This window comes from Streptomyces sp. NPDC000404, from assembly GCF_040300365.1.
GTDB lineage: Bacteria > Actinomycetota > Actinomycetes > Streptomycetales > Streptomycetaceae > Streptomyces > Streptomyces ramulosus.
Map to the genome: position 1 here is coordinate 113,253 of NZ_JBEPDN010000017.1, position 18,107 is coordinate 131,359.

The following is an 18,107-nucleotide window of genomic DNA, read 5'->3' on the forward strand; positions in this document are numbered from 1 at the left end:
CGTCATATGACATGCAACCCTGCCGAAGCCCGCCGCCGGATCCGGATGACGCCCGGATCCGGCGGGCTGCGGTCGCGCTGCCGTGCGGCGCCCCGGCCTTCGGGGTGCGCGCCGCCGGACCGACCGCCTCTGGGTCCGTGGCGGGTGCGCGGAGGGTGGTGCCGTCAGTGCTCGCGGGGGGCGGGCACCACGTGGTCCGCGGATGCCCCGGGGGCCTGCCCGCCACTCTCGCCATGGGCGGCGAGGAGCTGACGCATGGCGCCCTCGGCGGCCGCTGCGTCCCCGGCGACGATGGCGTCGACGATCCGCATGTGCTGGCCTACGGACGTCTCGGCCGGCCGCTCACAGCCGCCCGACGTGCCGCCGGAGACGTGGAGGGCGGAGGAGACGATGCCGGAGAGGTGGTCGAGCATGCGGTTGCCGGCGAGCTGGAGCAGCAGGGCGTGGAATTCGGTGTCGGCGCGGGCGAAGTTCATGGTGTCGCCCTGGGCCGCGGCGTGCCCCATGACGTCGACCATGTCGGCGAGCCGCTGCTGGACGTCCTCGCGCCCCTGCCCTGCGGCGAGGCGGGCGGCGAGCGGTTCGATGGTCCAGCGCAGCTCGCACAGCTCACGGCGCTGGGCGTCGCGCTGCGGCCCGTAGGCGCGCCATTCGATGATGTCGGGGTCGAGGAGGTTCCAGTCGCTCACGGGGCGCACCCGGGTGCCCACGTTGGGTCGTGCGCTGACGAGGCCCTTGGCCTCCAGCACCCGCAGCGACTCGCGGACGACGGTGCGGGAGACCTCGAATCGCTGGCCGATCTCCTCGGGGACAAGTGGCCGGTCGGCGCCGAGGTCGCCGGAAACGATCATCTGGCCGAGCTGCTGGACGAGTTGGCCGTGCAGGCCGCGGCCACGGCTGCTGGCGGTGCGCCGGCCGGCGCGGGCGATGTCGGCCTCGGCGCCGTCCCACGCCGGTGCGACGCGGTCCGGGGTGCTGTTGACGGCGGTGCCGTAGGGGTAGCGGTCGAGCTCGCCCGGGCCTGCGTGGCCGGCGTCGGCAGGGCGAGCCGCGGTCATCATGGTGTGCGCAAGGGTACTCACGCATCCTTTGTCGGCGGCGTCCCGAACACCCTTGAGGTCTTTGGTGAAAAGCACACGAAAGGGTGATCGCCCGGTACCTCATAATTGACGCTTTATCGGAAGGAAACGCGCGCTCCAGGGCGAGTTGTGGACAGCGAGTGCCCCAAGGGCACTCACCACATCCGTACGCGACGGTCAGCGCACCCGGCTTCGGAGGACCGTCAGGCCGTAAGCGCAGACCAGCGCGGCGACGGACAACGCCAGTGCTCCGCCTACGGGTTGGGTCACCCAGCGCACGACAACGGAGGCGCCGTGATCGATTCCGGACGGCCAGCGAACGGGAGCTGACGCCCGCAGCCTCGCGGTGAGCCCCGCCAGGGAGCGCCCCGCCTGCTCGGCCAGTACGCACCGCAGGGCCGGCACGACGAGTACCGGGACGGCGAGTACCGCCGCCAATCCCATTGCCGTGGAACGGAACAGCCCGGCGGCCAGCACTCCCGCCCAGGCGCAGCCGACCAGCAGACCTGCCCAACCGACTACGAATACGGGGGTGTCGGGTAGCCCGTCCAGCGCATCGACCCCGAACACCAGCTGTACGGCAGCCTCATCGGCGAGGAGAACGGCAGCGCCGAGCACCAGCGCGCAGACTCCGCTGACCGCCAGCTTCGCTACCAGCAGCCCCAGCCGGCGGGGAACGGCGCCGCTTTCGTGAGCCAGCGCGGGGAACCGGAACTCCTGCCCGAACGCCAGCGAACCGACCATCCCCGCGCCGAGTGCGGCGGGCGGGAAGGGGAGTTGGCGTGGCCAGCCGCTCAGGACTCGCGACAAGGGAGCAGCACCGTGGCGCGCCAGCAGGAGCGCCGGAACCAGCGATACCAGGAGCGAGACGACGGCGACGAGGGCGACGGTGCGGTCGCTCACCGTGCGGCGCGCTTCGTAGCGCAACGGCCATGCGGGGCCGGCAGCCGGAAGGCGCGGGATGCGCAGGTGCGGGGCAGCCCCAGGGGGGCGTGCGGGGCGGGGGACGGGTGCAGCTGCGGGCGCGGGTGCGGGTGCGGTGATGACGGGGAGGGTGAGGGTGTCGGTGAGGTCGTCGGGGGGCACGGGGTGGGGGGAGGGGGGTGTGTGGTGGCGGTCGCCATCGGTGAGTGTCGCCATATCGCCAACACGGGATGTCGGCATGTCGATATCCCGGAAAGCTGCTGTAGGTGCGGGTTCCGTGACAGTGACACGATCAGGGGCGTCGGCTGCACCGGGAGGCACAGTCGCTGCGCGTGATTGTCGACCATCTGCACGGTGGAGCGGTTCGACGGGGCCGCTGTCGCCTGCCTCATCCGCGAGTTGGTGCACCAGCACCCGGTGACGGAAGGCCGTTTCGCCGACTGCGGCGCAGTCACTGCCGTACACCGCGATACGGCTACCGCTCTCGCGGACAACTTCGATGCCGCGACCGATGGCGGGATCCGAGGCGCGGTGCGCGCGTTGCGACTCATCGATGAGCAACGCCGCAAGGCGATCGGCGTGCGGGGTGCGGACGATGACACGGGGACGCATGCGGGTGCGGGCGAAGGTTGCTGCGTCCTGGTCGGCGGCGAGATGACCGTCGTCGAGGGTGATGACGCGGTCGGCGATGCGGGTGGCTTCGCGGGAGTGGCGCGAGGTGATGACGACGGTGCCGCCTTGTGCCGCGTAGCCGCGGAGCAGCCCGTGGAGCCAGGCGGTGTCGCGTGGTTGAAGCCCGTCGGCGGGTTCGTCGAGGACGAGGGTGTGGGGGTCCCCCAGGAGGGCGGCAGCCATAGCGAGGCGTCGGTCCATGCCGCGGGAGAGGTTGCCGAGTTGCTTGTCGGCGAGGCCGGTGAGGCCGACGAGGTCCAGGACGTCGTCGGCGTGACCGACGGGAACGCCGACCGCGGCGCTGAGGAGGCGCAGGTGACCGATGGCGGTGCGGGACGGGTCGCCGGGAACGTCACCGAGGACGACGCCGATTTCGCGTGGAGGATTGGGCACACGATGCAGCGGGCGTCCGCGGAAGAGCGCGACGCCGCGGCCGCCCTGCAGCTGAAGCATCAGCCTCAGCGCCGTGGTCTTTCCTGACGCAGCGGGACCGAGCAACACGGTGACGCCTCCCGGCCGGGCGTCGAAGGTGAGGTCGTCGACGGCAGGCGGGAGTTCACCGCGGGGTTCGCTGGTCAGCCCGATGGCCTGGATCATCGCGTCCCTCGCGGGGCGTGAGACCGGTCGGACGAAGCGGAGGGCACGAAGGGGCTCACCCCGCCAAGATAGCCCTATATGTCTTATTTACTCGTAATTACTGAGTAGGGCGCCGTGCCGTGTCACGGTGGGACGTGAGCATGTCCGCCAAGTATCACGCCTCGGGGCGCAGCATCGGCGGGTTGAGCAGGGTGGCGCCGCCCGCGCGGAAGAGCTGCGCAGGGCGGCCGCCCTGACGGGTCGTCGTACCGCCGGTCGGAACGAGGAAGCCAGGCGTTCCGGTGACCTTTCGGTGGAAGTTGCGGGGGTCCAGGGCGACGCCCCAGACCGCTTCGTAGACGCGGCGCAGCTCGCCGACCGTGAACTCCTGAGGGCAGAACGCGGTGGCGAGCGAGGAGTATTCGATCTTGGATCGGGCGCGTTCCACGCCGTCTTCGAGGATCTGGGCGTGGTCGAAGGCGAGCGGGGCCGGGGGCTCCTCGTCGGGTGCGCTCGTGGGCTCCTGGTCGAGGAAGGTTTCGACCGGTGCCCAGCGGGCGCTGTGGGCGTCGCCGCCGGCCCGCGGGGCGGGCAGGTCGGGGGCGAGCACCAGGTGGGCGACGCTCACCACCCGCATACGGGGGTCGCGCTTCGGGTCGCCGTAGGTGGCGAGCTGTTCGAGGTGCGCGCCGTACGGGGCGGCCGGGTCGGCCGGGTCGTGGGCGTGCAGGCCCGTCTCCTCGGCAAGCTCCCTGGCCGCGGCGCCCGCCAGGTCTTCGTCTGCGCGGACGAAGCCGCCGGGCAACGCCCATCGCCCCTGGAACGGCGGCTCACCACGACGGACGGCCAGGGCGCAGAGGGAGTGGCGGCGCACGGTGAGCACGACCAGATCGACGGTGACGGCAAAGGGCGGGAAGGCCGACGGGTCGTAGGGAGGCATGTCGTGATCATAGTCGTCCGCCTGACGATAAACAGGCCGTCGCGCCAGATCAGGACTTCAGCTGCAAGCCATCGGCAGCCTCCTCCACCATGCCCATGCCGAGGCGGCTGATCCGTACGGCGAGAGGGCGTCCGGCCGCGCGAAGGCCGGTGAACTGGAGCGCGCCGAGCGGAGCGCTGCCCACGGGCCGGAGAGTGAGGGTGCCTCCGGGGACGTCGGGGCGCAGGCCCGCGAGGGCCAGCAGGAGGTGGACGGCTCCGGCGGCCGCGACGGCGGCGGGCCGGCAGGCCGCGGGGTGGGGCACGGGCGTGGCTCCCGCGGTGCGCTGCTCCCCCGCGTACATCTCGGGGAGACGGTGGCCGAAGCTCTCCGAGGCGTCGAGGACGCCCTTGAGCAGGGCGTTCGCGGCGGGTTCGTGACCTGCGACGGCCAGTCCGACGGCGGCGACGGCGGTTTCGTGAGGCCGTACCGCTCCGCTGCGGTGTCCGAACGGATTGTGTCCCTTCTCCTTGGCGCTCAGGCTCCGCAGGCCCCAGCCGGTGTCCATGGCGGGACCGGCCAGAAGTGCGGCGAACTGCGCCGTGCGGACGGGGTCGAGGAGGCCCGGGGCGTACCGGCCGCCGCCGAGCAGTCCGGTGTCGAGGAGGTGCGCGGTGGTGGCGCCGATGTGCGCCAAGGGGCGCCCCTGAGGGGTGATCAGGGCGGCGGGACGGCCGCCGTAGCGGTCCTCGTGCCAGAAGTCGGTGCGGAAGCGGGTACGGAGACTGGCCGCCCATTCCCGCAGGTCGTCTGCGCGGGGTTTGCCGTACGCGTCGAGGAGGTCGGCGCCGAGGAGGGCGGCGCGGTGGGCGTGCGCCTGGGTTTCACAGCGGTACGGGCCGGATGGGGCGGGGTCGGGGATGTAGGGCGGGCCGCCGGTGGCGGAGGTGCGGAGCAGCCAGTCCAGGCAGCGTTCGGCGGTGGGCAGCAGGTGCTCGGTCTCGTGGTCGGGCAGGCCCCAGCGGCGCGCCTCGGCGAGGACGGTGGGGAAGAGCAGGGTGGCTTCGGTACCGGCGCAGCTCGGCGGGGCGTGTGGTCCGGCGTCGCGGAGCGGGCCGGGTAGGCGGCCGGAGTCCGGTCCCGGGGCGGTGTGCTGGGTGCGGGCGAGAAGGCGGAGCGTACCGGCGGCGAGGTGGGTGCCGAGAGGGAGGAGCATGCGGGCGGACCACAGGGCTTCGGCCGGGGAGAGGCCGGGGCGCCAGGGGATGCCGCCTGCGGTGTAGAGGTCGGTGGGGGTGCCGGTGTCGCGGGTCAGGAGACCGTGGAGGTCGTCGAGGGAGGTGGCGAGGAGGGCGTCGGCGCGGGGGTCGTCGCATTCCAGGTGTGCCGTCCACAGGCGTTGCGGCCGTGCGGTGCGCAGCCGCGGGGCGGCGGGACGAGGCGCGGCGTACGGGCCTCCGGGCTCCGGGCCGGGGTGAGGGCCGTCGGATGTGGCGCGGGTGTCCGGGCGGCCGGGTGGAGTGAGTTCCAAGGTGAGGCGGAGGTCGATGGTGCGGGCGCCGCCGGGTGGGAGTTCGAGCTCCCAGCGCAGGAGACCGGCGGAGGCGAGGGCGTCGTCGGGGGCGGGGGACGTGGTGACCGCGGCGTGCGCCCCGGGGCCGGACCAGCGCAGGCCCGCTCCGTGGACGGCGGGGCGCAGATCCGGTCCGGGCATGCCGGTGGCGGCGGCGCCGAGTTCGGCGAGGTCGGTGCCGAGCCGCAGGTCGACGGGGAGGCGGACGGGGCGCGAGGCGCTGCTGCGGAAGGTGAGGCGTTCGCTGCCGTCGGCGCGGCGCAGTCGTTCGAGTCGGATGTCGGGGTCGGGGCTGCGGTCGCCGGTCAGACGCACGGTGCCTAGGAAGCGGGTGTGATCCGCTGCGGTCTGGCTGCTCTGGAGGATGACGGGCTCGCCCGCTCCGGCGCGCAGTTCGCAGCGGGAGAGTATGCGGCGGCCGTCGTGGTAGCAGCCGTCGGCGTTCTCGCCTCTGAGCTGGCCGTCGGGCGGGGAGATGGTGAGGTGGGGCAGCGCCACGGAGATCAGCGCAGCGTGGAGGGGCTGAGGCCGTGGGACGCGGGGCGGGATCGGTCGAGGGGTTCCCGGGGCGCGTGGGGTCGGTGGGGTGGGGTGGTCGATGCCTGGCACGAGCGGTGCTCCTAGGTGGTACCGGCGCGGACGGCGGTTGACGCCACTCACCTGAACGGTGCGGCCGGCGTGCAGGTCACGCCGGCCGCACCGTGTTCCTGGATCACCTTCGGATCCGGTCACCACCGCGTCGGGTACGGCGGGCAGCGGGACGGGTGCCGGGCGGGCCGGAGTTGCCCCGGGGTTCGGTGGGGCGGCTGGTCGGCGCGTGGTGGGAGCGAGGGGTTCGTTCGGGGCCGGGGGCCGGTGCGGTGCGGGTGGCTGCCGCCGCGTCGCGGCTGCCGCTCGTCGCGCGGACCGCCGCCTGTGCTTCGCGCTCCTCCCGTTCGCTCCTCAGGCAGCGGCGCAGCGGTTCGGGGTCGAGGCCCTCGTTGATGCCGCGGTGCAGGAGTTGGGCGAAGACGTAGTCGGAGTCGATACCCAGGGCGCGGCTGAGGGCGACTCGGGCGGAGGGTTGGTCGTCCGTGGACCAGGCGACCCATCCGGCGAGGGTCAGTGGGGCGACGGAGTGTTCGAGGTAGGCGCCCGCGCAGCGGCGGGCGAGGGCGCGCCAGACCCGGAGGGCGGCTGCGGCGGAGGGGCCTTCCATCCATTCGGCGGCCCGATCGCGGGTCAGGCGGTCCTGGAGGCCGAGGATGAGTTCGGCGGCTTCGGCGTCGGTGAGGAGGGCGTCGTCGCAGGCGTCCCGGGCCCGATTGCTTCCGGTGGGGGTGTCCTGCCGGAAGCGGTGGATCATGGCGGCGGCCCGGTCGAGGGTCTCCTGGCGGACGGCGTGGGCGCCGTTGGCGTGGAGCATCCGGGGCAGGAACCGGCCCACCGCCGAGTCGAGCGCCTTGACCTGTTCGGCGGCGCGGGGGCCGGTGCGTGGGGTGAGACGGGCCTCCATCTCCTTGAGGGAACCGCGTACCTGCATGCCCGCGTACGCGGCAGCGGCCGCCATGACCGAGGTACCGGGCATGACCATGGGTTTCCCGTCGGCGGGGCAGCAGCGGTAGCCGGGGCAGCAGTACGACCAGTAGCGGTTGTTGGAGAGGCAGAGCGCTTCGAGGACGGGGACGTCCAGGGCGCCGCAGGCGGTCCGCAGGCGTTGGGCGAGGGGCCGCAGTCGCTGGGTGACGTCCTGGCCGCGCTCGCCCTTCGCCGGTTCCTGACAGAGGAAGACGAGCATGCCGGCGGGGCGGTCGCCGCGGTCGTCGGCGGCGGAGATGAGGCAGGAGGCGAGTTGGTCGGCGACGTCGGGCCACTGCTCCGGGTCGGCGGGGATGCCGAGCCTGACCCGGGCGCCGAAGCGTCCGCGAGGGCCGTGGAGTCCCACCAGAACGATGCTGTCGTCAGGGTAGAAGCCCATGAGGTAGGGCAGGGCGTCGGCGAGGTCGGCGGCGTCGCGCAGGGTGACCTGCTGTTCGGTCTCGGACCCGGGGTCGGCGCTGTGGCTTCCCCCGGATGTGGGGGCATCGGGTGCGATGGCGGCTGCCGGGCCGGAGGCGTCCGGGTCCGGGCCCTCCGGAACCGGGCCGGTCGGGAGGAAGAGGTTCGCGGGCAGGGAGAGGTCGGTGTGGCCGGGTTCGCCGGGCCGGGGCGCCTCGGGCCGCTCGGTGGCGGCGAGGTGTCGCGGTCCTGTGGCACGGATGGTGCCGGCATCGGGGCGGACGGGCTTCCGCAGGGAGGCCGTGGATTTCCGGGATGGGTCGGACAAGGGCGAGCGGGGCGCGGGGACCGTGGGAGCCGGTGGACTCACGGGGGCCTGAGCGGTGGATGCAGGCGGATCCTCCGGGCGTCCCGAGGCGGAGGGCGTACCCGGGCAGGGGCGCGGCTTGCTGGTGGAGTTCGGGGCGTGGGGCCGTTCGCTGTGCTGGTTCATGGCTCGAAGATCCCGCGCCGGTCCGCTGCGCCGCGACCCCTGTGGACAACCCCCGGGTGACGGAGATTTCCACAGGCGCGAGCGGGGCGGGACCTGTGGCGCGAGTCCTTGGCGCACGGTGATTTCCCGTGCGCGGGCACGGGCAGTGCGGGCACGGACCGGGCAGCTTCGGCGGGTCTCTGTTACCTCGTGCCCGCGCCTGGGGCCGGGCGCGGGCACGGTTCGGAGGGGCGCCCTGGTTGCCGTGCTAGCGGACGGCAGCCAGGGTCCCGGCATCGCGTGCCCGTGGGCAAGGGCCAGCCGCTGGCGTCCGGCGATCGTCCGGTGCGGGTGACGCGGACGTGGACGCGCCGGGGCAGCCTCCCCTTGGGGGTGCCTTGCTCCCGGCACGACAATGACGGATGCGTCGCCCCGGCCCGCCCTCGTCCTCCGGAACGCGCCGATACCCCAGGCCTCGACAAAGCCCGAAGCCTCCGGTCGGCCGGTCAGCCGGTCAGCCGGTCAGCCGGTCAGCCGGTCAGCCGGTCAGCCGGTCAGCCGGTCAGCCGGTCAGCCGGTCAGCCGGTCAGCCGGTCAGCCGCAGTACACCTACCACTGAGCCGGAACACAAGGGACACCCCACGCACCCAGCTCTCCCTGGGTGGCAGCCCTCACCCCGCCGCCGCGAGGACCAGCGGCAGCACCCGTTCCGTGCCTGCTCGCTGCAGGAGGCGGGCGGCGACGGCGAGGGTCCAGCCGGAGTCGGTGTAGTCGTCCACGAGCAGGACCGGGCCCGGTGTGCGGGCGAGGCCTTCGGCGAGTTCGCCGGGGACGGTGAAGGCGGCGGAGAGGGTCTGGAGGCGCTGTGCGGAGTTGCTGCGGTGGGCCCGGTGGGCGGCGCTCTGTTCGGTGTGGGCGAGGGAGCCGAGGAAGGGGAGGCGTCCGATGCGGGCGATGCCCTCGGCGAGGGAGTGGACGAGCCGGGGGCGGCTGGTGGACGGGACGGCGACGACGCCCACCGGGCGGGCGGCGGCGTCCGGGGCCTTGGAGGCCCAGCCTTCCGGGGAGCGGGCCCAGTCGCCGAGGACCGCCACCGCGGCCTGGAGGACATCGTCCGGAACGGGGCCGTCGGGGGCCTGCTCGGCCAGCAGCGGGCGCAGGCGGTTTCCCCAGCCGATGTCCGAGAGGCGGCCCAGGGCGCGCCCGGGAGCGCACTGTTCCTGCGCCGGGATGCGGCCCTTGAGGTCGATGCCCAGGGCGGGCATGCCCGTCGGCCACATCCGGCGGGGCTCGACCGCCACGCCGGGGCGGTCCAGTTCGCCCGTGGCGCCCGCCAGCGCCGCCGGGGAGACCGTGGCCGCGGCCCACTCCCCCGCGCAGTTGTCGCAGCGGCCGCAGGGGGCCGCGCCCTCGTCGTCCAGCTGGCGGCGCAGGAACTCCATCCGGCACCGGGTGGTGCCGACGTAATCGCGCATGGCCTGCTGTTCGGCGGCGCGCTGCCGGGCCACCCAGGCGTACCGCTCGGCGTCGTACACCCACTCGGCGCCGGTCGCCGTCCAGCCGCCCTTCACGCGCCGGACCGCGCCGTCCACGTCCAGCACCTTCAGCATCATCTCCAGCCTGTTGCGCCGCAGGTCGACCTGGGCCTCCAGGGCCGGTACAGACAGCGGGCGGCCGGCGTCGGCGAGGGCGGCGAGGGTCTGGCGGACCTGGGACTCGGGCGGGAAGGCGACCTCGGCGAAGTACCGCCAGATGGCCTCGTCCTCCTTGCCGGGCAGCAGCAGTACATCGGCGTGTGCCACGCCGCGGCCCGCGCGGCCCACCTGCTGGTAGTAGGAGATGGGCGAGGACGGCGAGCCGAGATGGATCACGAAGCCGAGGTCGGGCTTGTCGAACCCCATGCCGAGCGCGGACGTCGCGACGAGCGCCTTGACGCGGTTGTCGATCAGGTCGGCCTCGGCCTGCTGGCGGTCGGCGTTCTCGGTGCGGCCGGTGTAGGAGGCGACGCGGAAGCCGCGGCCCTGCAGATATGCGGTGACCTCCTCGGCTGCCGAGACGGTGAGGGTGTAGATGATTCCGGAGCCCGGGAGGTCGCCCAGGTGGTCGGCGAGCCAGGCCAGGCGGTGTGCGGCGTCCGGCAGCCGGACCACGCCGAGCCGCAGGCTCTCCCGCTCCAGGGTGCCGCGCAGCACCAGCGCCTCCCCCGCGCCCGTGCCGAGCTGGTCGGCGACGTCCGCCGTGACCCGGGCGTTGGCGGTGGCGGTCGTGGCGAGGACGGGGACGCCCGGGGAGAGTTCCGCGAGCATGGTGCGCAGCCTGCGGTAGTCGGGGCGGAAGTCGTGGCCCCAGTCGGAGATGCAGTGTGCCTCGTCCACCACGAGCAGGCCGGTGGTGGCCGCGAGCTTGGGCAGCATCCGTTCGCGGAAGTCGACGGAGTTGAGGCGTTCCGGGCTGACCAGGAGGACGTCGACGTCGCCGCGCTCGACCTCCTCGTGGATGGCGTCCCACTCCTCCGGGTTGGCGGAGTTGATCGTCCGCGCCTGGATTCCGGCGCGGGCGGCGGACTCGACCTGGTTACGCATCAGTGCCAGCAGCGGCGAGATGATCACCGTCGGGCCGGAGCCGCGGCGGCGCAGCAGCGCGGTGGCGACGAAGTACACCGCCGACTTGCCCCAGCCGGTGCGCTGCACGACCAGCGCGCGGCGGCGCTCGACCACCAGGGCGGCCACTGCCTGCCATTGGTCCTCCCGAAGCGTCGCCGGGCCTTTGGGGTCGCCGACCAGCTCGGCGAGGATGGCGTCGGCTTCGGCACGCAGCTCCTGTTCGTTCATGTCCTCCATGCAACCGCACGGCACTGACAAACAGCCACCTGCCCACCGCCGCGGCGGCCGACCGAGGGCTCCGCCGCTGTCGGAGAAGAGCGTCGCCGGACGCGTCCGAACTCCCCGCACGAAGCCATTTATGCAGGTCAGAGACGTGACGTCCGGGCGGTCGCGGAGGTGCCGCGGTCGTGCTGCGGCGCTGGGCACGCGTGCCGAATTGGGGGTGCGCACCCGTAGGAGGGCCGGTTCGCGGAGCCCGAGGCGCGTTTCACGGCCGCGTCACGCCGTTCCACGGCCCGGTCGGGCGGCGCCGGTACGCGGCCGGCGCCCCACCCGCCCGCGCGGAACGTCCTGCACGCCCGTGCCCGGAAGAGACCCGCACGGTCCGGATGTGGAGGGAGCGGCAGGGCGTCGGGCGGGGCGGTGGCGGGAAGGATGGAGGCAGCGCCCTCGGTGAGGCGGGAGTGCGCGCGTGTGGGGTACGTCCGCGGGCCCGTGCGAGCGCGGAGACCGGTGCCGCTTCCGCGTACCGGCCGGGTCCGCCAGGGCGCCGTGGAGCCGCGCGCCTGGCGCCGTTCGCCGACGGGACGCGCGACCGAAGGGAGGACCGTGGATTTCGCCGATGCCTCGCACACCCCCGTGCCCCGGCGGGTGTCCGCCGACCCGGCCGCGCGGCGCAGCCGTGTACTGGAGCCGGCCGAGTGGGCAACGGCCGGGATTCCGCTGCTGCGCAACCCCCGTGAGCTGGTCGGCGGGTTGCACGAGCGGCACGGTCCGGCGTTCGCCACCGCGGTGGTGGCGGTGCTCGATCCGGATCAGCGGGTGCGGGCGAGCGCGTCGTTCACGCTCGGCACCGCCGACCCCGACGGCTGGCGGTTCCGGCACGCCCTGCTGGTGCATCTGCGGCGGATCGTGCCGCACGATCTGCGGTTGCGGATTCCGGTGCGGACGGCGGTGCTCCTGTACTGCCGCGCGGGGGAGCTGCGGTGGACGGCGACGGACGGTGCCTGGATGTGGGGGCTGCGGGACGCGTGCACGCTGCACGGGCTGCGGTGCGGCGCGTACCTCATGATGAACGGCGAGCGCTGGCAGGTGCTGGGCGAGGAGCGCGGCGGGCGGCGGCCCGGCGGACGCCCGCGGACGAGCGGACGCACCGCGGTCACGGCGAACGGTGAGCGGCCCCGCGCGCAGACGGTGCGGCGGCCGGGCGTGGCACGGCGGCCCGCCGAGGGCAGGGAGCGGCCCCGGCGCCTGCCGGAATCCGAGGATCCGGCGGGCGGCCGGGGTTCCAGGAGCGTTGCCGCGAGCGGGAGTTGAGGCGGCGGACCGGATCGCCACGGAAGCGGAGCGGCCGTTTTCGGTGCGCCGGAGAAGCGCGGTGAGCAGCCGCGCACGGTGCGCGGCCGCGATCCCCGTGCTCCGCTGCCGTGTGCCGTCCCGTGGGGCGGTCCGGCGGCCGGTCGCCCCCGGGCACACGTGCGGGCCCGACCGGCCTGGTGGCCGGCGGGCCGCTACGTGCGGGACCGATCAGGCGGACGTGCCGAGCACGGCGTTGATCCGCTGCGGGTCGCCGCAGACGATCAGCAGTGCGCCGGCGCGCGCCAGGGCGGCGGGCAGGGCCCGTGCCGTGGTCTCGTCGGTGCCGCCGTTGACCGCGACGACCACGACGGGCCGTCCGGCGGGCCGGGTGGCGGCGGCGTCCGCGTAGAACACGTCGTCCGCGGCGTCGTACTGCGCCCAGTAGGACGCCTCGCCGAAGGACAGCTCGTGGGCGGCCCAGGGGTGCGGGTCACCGGTCGTGAGCACCAGGATCTCGCTCGGTGCGCGGCCGGAGTCCAGCAGCAGGTCGACGGCCTCGTCGGCGGCGTCCAGGGCGCCGTCGGCGGGGGCCGGGATCAGCTGGAGCTGTGCGTCGCCGGCCGCCGCGGGGCGGGGGCCGGTGCGCTGTGCGGGCGGGGCCGTGACGGGCCCCCGCGGCGGGGCGGGCGGACCGGGCTTGCCCGGACGGACTCCGGCCGCGTGCGGTCCGCGCGCGGGTGCGGGGCGGGGGCCAGGAACGGGTCGGGGGGTCGGCGCGGTGCGGCCGGCGGCCGGAGTTGCGCGGGGACCCGGGACACTCTCGTGAATCTGAGGCTCCTCGGGGATGAGAGGCATGAAGGGATGTCTATCAAACGTGGGTGCGGGTCGTGTCGGCGGGTCCGCCTCGACGCCCGCACCGCTCAGAAGTCGAAGCCGAGTTGGCCACCGGCCTTCAGAGCGGCTGCTTCGGGGGTGACGCGCACCTTCTTCAGATGCCGCCACCGGGGCAACGCGTCCATGTAGGACCACGAGACCCGGTGGTACGGCGTGGGACCGTACTCCTCCAGGGCGGTGCGGTGGGTCGGGGAGGGGTAACCGGCGTTACCGGCGAAGTCGAACTCGGCGTGGTCCACGCCCAGTTCGGCCATCATCGCGTCGCGTCGCACCTTGGCGAGCACCGATGCGGCGGCGACCGCGATACAGGACTGGTCGCCCTTGATGACCGTGCGGACCCGCCACGGCGCGCCGAGGTAGTCGTGCTTGCCGTCGAGGATGACCGCGTCCGGGCGGACCGGCAGCGCCTCCAGGGCGCGGACGGCCGCGAGCCGGAGCGCCGCGGTCATGCCCAGGGCGTCGATCTCCTCCGGGGAGGAGTGCCCCAGGGCGTACGCGGTGACCCAGTCGCCGAGGACCTCGGCGAGGTCGGTGCGGCGCTTGGGGGTGAGCAGCTTGGAATCGGTGAGTCCGGCGGGCGGGCGGCGCAGGCCGGTGACGGCCGCGCAGACGCTCACGGGACCGGCCCAGGCTCCTCGCCCGACCTCGTCGACACCGGCGACGATCTTGGCGCCCGTCGTGGCGCGCAGTGATCGCTCGACGGTATGGGTGGGAGGCTCGTACGGCATGGCGCCAGCAAGCGTACGCCTATTCGGGGCGCGCGTCGTCACCGGATCCGGATGAGGGTGCGAGTACCGCCACCAGGGCCGCTCGCACGGGCGCGCGGGGCAGGTGGCACGGGGTGCCGGACGGCGCTCACCAGGGGCGAAGTCGCAGGTCCGGGTCGCCTGTTGGTGCGGCAGGCCGGACGGCCCGGCGGGTCAGGCGGGCACCCAGTCCGGGAGCGGCTCCGTGGCGGCGAGCCAGTCGGACGGCGGGGCGCCCGCGGGGGCCGCGGCGACGATGCCGCCGACGATGGCGCAGGTGGTGTCGACGTCGCCGCCGGCCCGGGCGGTGGCCCAGAACGCCGCCGGGTAGTCGCCGAGGTGCCGGGCGGCGGCCCAGAGGGTGAAGGGGACGGTGTCGTGGGCGCTGGTGCGGCGGCCGCAGCCGAGGACGGCGGCGACGGTGCCGGGGTCGCCGTAGTCGAGCATGTCCCGGGCGCGGCGGAGTCCGGCCTGGACGGCGCTGCGCGGGATCAGCGCCAGGACGTCGTCGATCAGCTGCGCGGGGCCGGTGGAGCGGTCCGGGTCGGCGACGAGGGCGGCGGCAGCGGCGACCGCCATGGCGCCCACCACGGCCTCGCGGTGCTGGTGGGTGGGGTAGGCGGAGATCTCCGCCTGGTGGGTGGCCTGCTCGGCGTCACCGGCGTACCAGGCGCCCAGCGGGGCGATGCGCATGGCGGCGCCGTTGCCCCAGGAGCCGTGGCCGTTGAAGAGGGCGGCGGCGAGGTCGTGCCAGTCGGCGCCGTCGCGGAACTGCCGCAGCAGGCGGTCGACGGCCGGGCCGTAGTCGCGGTCGGCGTGGTGGTGATCGGCGAAGGACCGGGCGAGCGCGTCCTGGTCGATGCGGCCGTGGGCGCTCAGGACGGCCAGGACGGAGCAGGCCATCTCGGTGTCGTCGGTCCACCGCCAGGGGCCGGGCGGCAGGGCCCGGCGGCGGAGGGCGGGGAGGTGGGCGGGGGTGGCGAAGCGGGCGCCGAGGGCGTCGCCCACGGCGAGTCCGCGCAGGCTGGCGAGGGCCCGCGCGCGGCGGTCTGCGTCACGGTCGTCGGCGGTCATCGCTCGCACTCTAACCGGAGATGCCGTACGGCTCCGGTTCCCGCCAGCGCTCGAACGGCCGGTCCAGGGTGTAGCGGCCGTCGTCGCCGAGGAGGAGGATGCGCCGCTCGGCGTTGCCGGGGTTGGCGAGCGATTCGAACTCCGCCACCGACCAGTGGAACCACCGCATGCAGAACAGCCGCATGGTCAGGCCGTGCGTGACGATGAGGACGTTCGGCGGGTGGTCGGGGGCCTCGAAACTGCGCCACAGGCTCTCCAGGAAGGCGCCGACCCGGTCGTAGACATCGGCGCCGGACTCCCCCTGGGCGAAGCGGTAGAAGAAGTGCCCGTAGGCGTCGCGGTACGCCTTCTGGAGGCGTACGTCGTCGCGGTCCTGCCAGTTTCCCCAGTCCTGCTCGCGCAGGCGCGGCTCCTCGCGGACGCGGACGCGGTCCAGGTCGAGGCCGAGGGCCCGGAAGGTCTGGTGGGTGCGGCGGTACGGGGAGACGTAGGCGGAGACGCGTTCGTCGCCGAAGATGTCGCGGAGCGGGCCACCGGCCTCGCGGGCCTGGTGGCGGCCCTTGTCCGTCAGGCTGAGCGCGTGGTCCGGCTCGCGTTCGTAGACGGTGTCGTCGACATTCCCCTCCGACTCTCCGTGGCGGATGAGGACGATGCGTCGCGGCCGTGCCATGCGGCCACCCTAGAACGCCCGCCGCGCGCGTCGCGACCGCCGGACACGGTGCGGAGCCGCGCGCCCACGGCGTGGTGGCCGGCCCCCGTGGGGAAGGCGGTACGGGGCGTGCGTCATGCGGAGAGCCGCGGACCCGTCCGGCGTGCGCCGGGACGTGCGGGGGCGTGCGCTCAGACCGTCCACGCCGGTTCGAGCTGGACGACGTCGCCCGCGAGGGCCTCCACATCGGCCGCTATCTGGGCGCGCAGGGCCAGCCGCTCCACCCGCTCCGGGCGGTACTTGCCGCGTTCGGCGGCCGACTGCCACATCGACAGCACCAGGAACTCCTCCCCCGGCGCCCGCCCCAGCATCCCGCGCACCATGCCCGGCGATCCGGCCATCGCCGGGTTCCAGACCTTCTCCTGCATCAGCGTGAAGTGCTCCACCCTGTCCTCGCGCACCTGGGAGTGGGCCAGCCGCAGGACGTCGACGTCGGCGAAGACCGGCTCGAAGCCCACCTTCACATCGAATTCGTGCTCGAAGAGGCGGACTTGGCTGTCCTTGAAGGTGCCCACCTGGGCGGCGGCGAGCCGGTCGTGGGAGCGCGCCATGAACGAGTCGTAGAACGCCCGGCTCTCCCAGAAGGCCACGAGGTGCGCGACACCGGGGCGGCTCCTGCTCCAGCCGCCGCCCTGCCCCCGGAATCCCGGCTCCCCCAGCAGTCCCGCCCATTTCCGCTGCCCCCGTTCGAACCCTCGGCGGTCCACGACGGTGAGGCGAATCCACTTGACAAGCACCGCGCCATCGTACGGCCCGGGACCGGCCAAATCACCGCCGTCGCCGGGCGAACATCCGCGGATCCGCCCGCGACGAACGGGGCGCCGGGCGCCCGGGCCCGTCGCGGGCGAACCGCCTTACGGGCGGGGATCGATGGGCACCGGGACGGCGAGCCGCCGCTCCACCTCCTCGGCGGCGTCCAGGCACAGGTCCTCCCGGTAGGGGCGGCCGATGAGCTGGACGCCGCGGGGCAGCCCGTCGGCCGTCCCCGCGGGCACCGCGACGGCGGGCAGCCCGGCGAAGCTGGTGGCGGTGCACAGCCGCATGGCGCGCTGGAGGCGCAGCGAGCTCTCCGGGTCGCGCAGCTCCTCCCCCGGGGCGAACGGGGGCAGGGTGAACACCGGCCCGAGGACCAACGGGTACTCCGCCAGGAACGCCGCCCAGTCCCGGCGGATACCCAGGCGCACCCCGGTCAGCCGCAGGTACTCCGCGAGGTCCACGGGGCGGGTCCGCGCCGTGGACCACTCGATGTAGCGGTGGCCGCCCTCCCCCAGGAGCGGTTTGACCTGCGGCCATGCGACGGCGAACTCGGTGAGCGTCATCCGGGCGTAGGCCTCCAGCGTCTCCTCCAGGCACGGGACGTCGGGGACCTCGCACACCTCGTAGCCGGCGTCGCTCAGGGCGTCCGCCGCGGCGTCGACGGCCTCGCGGACCGACGGGTGCACCCCTTCGCCCCCGGGGTCGGCCACCTTCGCCACCTTGAGGGGGCCCTGGAGCGGTGCGCCGAAGGGCGGTACGGGTACGGCCCTCGGGTCGCACGGGGCGGCCCCGGCCAGCACGCCGTGGACCAGCCGCAGGTCGGCGACGGTCCGGGCGAGCGGCCCGTCGACCACCAACTCCTGGGCCGCCAGGGCGGGATCGTCGGGGCCGATGCGGTGGTCGGCGGGGTAGCGGCCCGTGGTCGGCTTCAGCCCGGCGATGCCGCAGAAGGCGGCGGGGATGCGGACCGATCCCCCGGCGTCGTTGCCGAGCCCGAGGGGCACCATGCCGCTCGCCACGGCCGCCCCGTCGCCGCCGCTGGAGCCGCCCGGCGTGACCGCGCGGCTCCAGGGGTTGACGGTGTCGCCGAACAGCTCGCTGCGGGTGTGCATCCCGGCGAGGACGAGGGTGGGCATGTTGGTGTGCCCCACCGGGACGGCACCGGCGGCACGCAGCCGCGCGACCGGGGGCGCATCGGCGCGCGCCGTGGCGTGCCGGAAGGCGGTCGCGCCGAAGGTCGTCGGGACGCCCTCGACGGCGGTGGTCTCCTTGACCGTGAACGGCACCCCGGCCAGCGGCCCCGGGTCCGCACCGGCCGCCCGGCGGCGGTCGACGGCGTCCGCGGCGGCGCGCGCCCGGTCGGCGGTCAGCTGGGTCACCGCGTTGATCGCCGGGTTGACCTCGGCGATCCGCGCCAGATGCGCCTCCAGCAGCTCGGCGGCCGTCACCGCCCCCGCGCGTACGGCCGCCGCCTGCGCGCCAGCCGTCTTCCGCCACAGCGCGTCCCGCATGGCCTGCTCCCTCCCGCCGCCTCGCGCCGGGGCGAGGCGGATGCCCGGGGCCGGTCCTGTCGCATTCCGACCCCCACCAGTCGTACTGATGCAGTCGCATCGAA

The 18,107-nt window shown here is 74.4% G+C and carries 13 protein-coding genes; 1 reads left to right on the forward strand and 12 read right to left on the reverse strand.

All coding sequences use genetic code 11. The features are described 5' to 3' along the window. Positions 1–164 precede the first annotated feature (164 nt). The 6 genes from ABT345_RS29130 to ABT345_RS29155 all read right to left on the reverse strand — a co-directional run bounded on the left by ABT345_RS29130 (position 165) and on the right by ABT345_RS29155 (position 11,023). Complete coding sequence (locus ABT345_RS29130) at positions 165–1,136, reverse strand: FadR/GntR family transcriptional regulator (RefSeq protein WP_345086889.1); 972 nt, start codon at positions 1,134–1,136, stop codon at positions 165–167. A gap of 120 nt (positions 1,137–1,256) precedes the next feature. Next, the gene (locus tag ABT345_RS29135) at positions 1,257–3,272 is read right to left on the reverse strand and encodes an ATP-binding cassette domain-containing protein (protein ID WP_345086891.1); all 2,016 of its coding nucleotides are present in this window, start codon (positions 3,270–3,272) and stop codon (positions 1,257–1,259) included. Positions 3,273–3,426: 154 nt separating this feature from the next. Further along, positions 3,427–4,191: an NUDIX hydrolase gene (locus tag ABT345_RS29140; protein WP_345086893.1), complete on the reverse strand. Its 765-nt coding sequence runs from the start codon at positions 4,189–4,191 to the stop codon at positions 3,427–3,429. Between the two features lie 49 nt (positions 4,192–4,240). Then, on the reverse strand, positions 4,241–6,241 hold the full coding sequence (locus ABT345_RS29145; RefSeq protein WP_345086895.1) for a glycogen debranching N-terminal domain-containing protein: 2,001 nt from the start codon (positions 6,239–6,241) through the stop codon (positions 4,241–4,243). A gap of 214 nt (positions 6,242–6,455) precedes the next feature. Then, positions 6,456–7,817, reverse strand: coding sequence for a DUF4192 domain-containing protein (locus ABT345_RS29150; protein WP_386461412.1), 1,362 nt, complete (start codon positions 7,815–7,817; stop codon positions 6,456–6,458). A gap of 1,046 nt (positions 7,818–8,863) precedes the next feature. Continuing rightward, positions 8,864–11,023 carry a RecQ family ATP-dependent DNA helicase gene (locus tag ABT345_RS29155; protein WP_345086897.1) on the reverse strand — a complete coding sequence of 720 codons (2,160 nt, stop codon included), beginning with the start codon at positions 11,021–11,023 and terminating at the stop codon, positions 8,864–8,866. A 600-nt stretch (positions 11,024–11,623) separates the two neighbouring features. On the opposite strand from ABT345_RS29155, the gene ABT345_RS29160 reads away from it, so the two are divergent. Continuing rightward, a complete protein-coding gene (locus tag ABT345_RS29160; protein WP_386461385.1) occupies positions 11,624–12,331 on the forward strand; it encodes a hypothetical protein in 708 nt (235 codons plus the stop codon). 210 nt (positions 12,332–12,541) lie between these two features. On the opposite strand, the gene ABT345_RS29165 is transcribed toward ABT345_RS29160, so the two are convergent. The 6 genes from ABT345_RS29165 to ABT345_RS29190 all read right to left on the reverse strand — a co-directional run bounded on the left by ABT345_RS29165 (position 12,542) and on the right by ABT345_RS29190 (position 18,003). Beyond that, positions 12,542–13,168 (reverse strand): hypothetical protein, encoded by a 627-nt coding sequence (locus ABT345_RS29165; protein ID WP_345086899.1) that lies wholly within the window; start codon positions 13,166–13,168, stop codon positions 12,542–12,544. 65 nt (positions 13,169–13,233) lie between these two features. Then, the gene (gene rnhB / locus ABT345_RS29170; RefSeq protein ID WP_345086901.1) at positions 13,234–13,935 is read right to left on the reverse strand and encodes a ribonuclease HII; all 702 of its coding nucleotides are present in this window, start codon (positions 13,933–13,935) and stop codon (positions 13,234–13,236) included. Between the two features lie 192 nt (positions 13,936–14,127). Continuing rightward, positions 14,128–15,027 carry an ADP-ribosylglycohydrolase family protein gene (locus tag ABT345_RS29175; RefSeq protein WP_345086903.1) on the reverse strand — a complete coding sequence of 300 codons (900 nt, stop codon included), beginning with the start codon at positions 15,025–15,027 and terminating at the stop codon, positions 14,128–14,130. Positions 15,028–15,037: 10 nt separating this feature from the next. Further along, positions 15,038–15,697: a histidine phosphatase family protein gene (locus tag ABT345_RS29180; protein WP_345086905.1), complete on the reverse strand. Its 660-nt coding sequence runs from the start codon at positions 15,695–15,697 to the stop codon at positions 15,038–15,040. Between the two features lie 170 nt (positions 15,698–15,867). Continuing rightward, positions 15,868–16,473 (reverse strand): YdbC family protein, encoded by a 606-nt coding sequence (locus tag ABT345_RS29185; RefSeq protein WP_030288193.1) that lies wholly within the window; start codon positions 16,471–16,473, stop codon positions 15,868–15,870. A 117-nt stretch (positions 16,474–16,590) separates the two neighbouring features. Next, positions 16,591–18,003 (reverse strand): amidase, encoded by a 1,413-nt coding sequence (locus ABT345_RS29190; RefSeq protein ID WP_345086909.1) that lies wholly within the window; start codon positions 18,001–18,003, stop codon positions 16,591–16,593. Positions 18,004–18,107 lie beyond the last annotated feature (104 nt).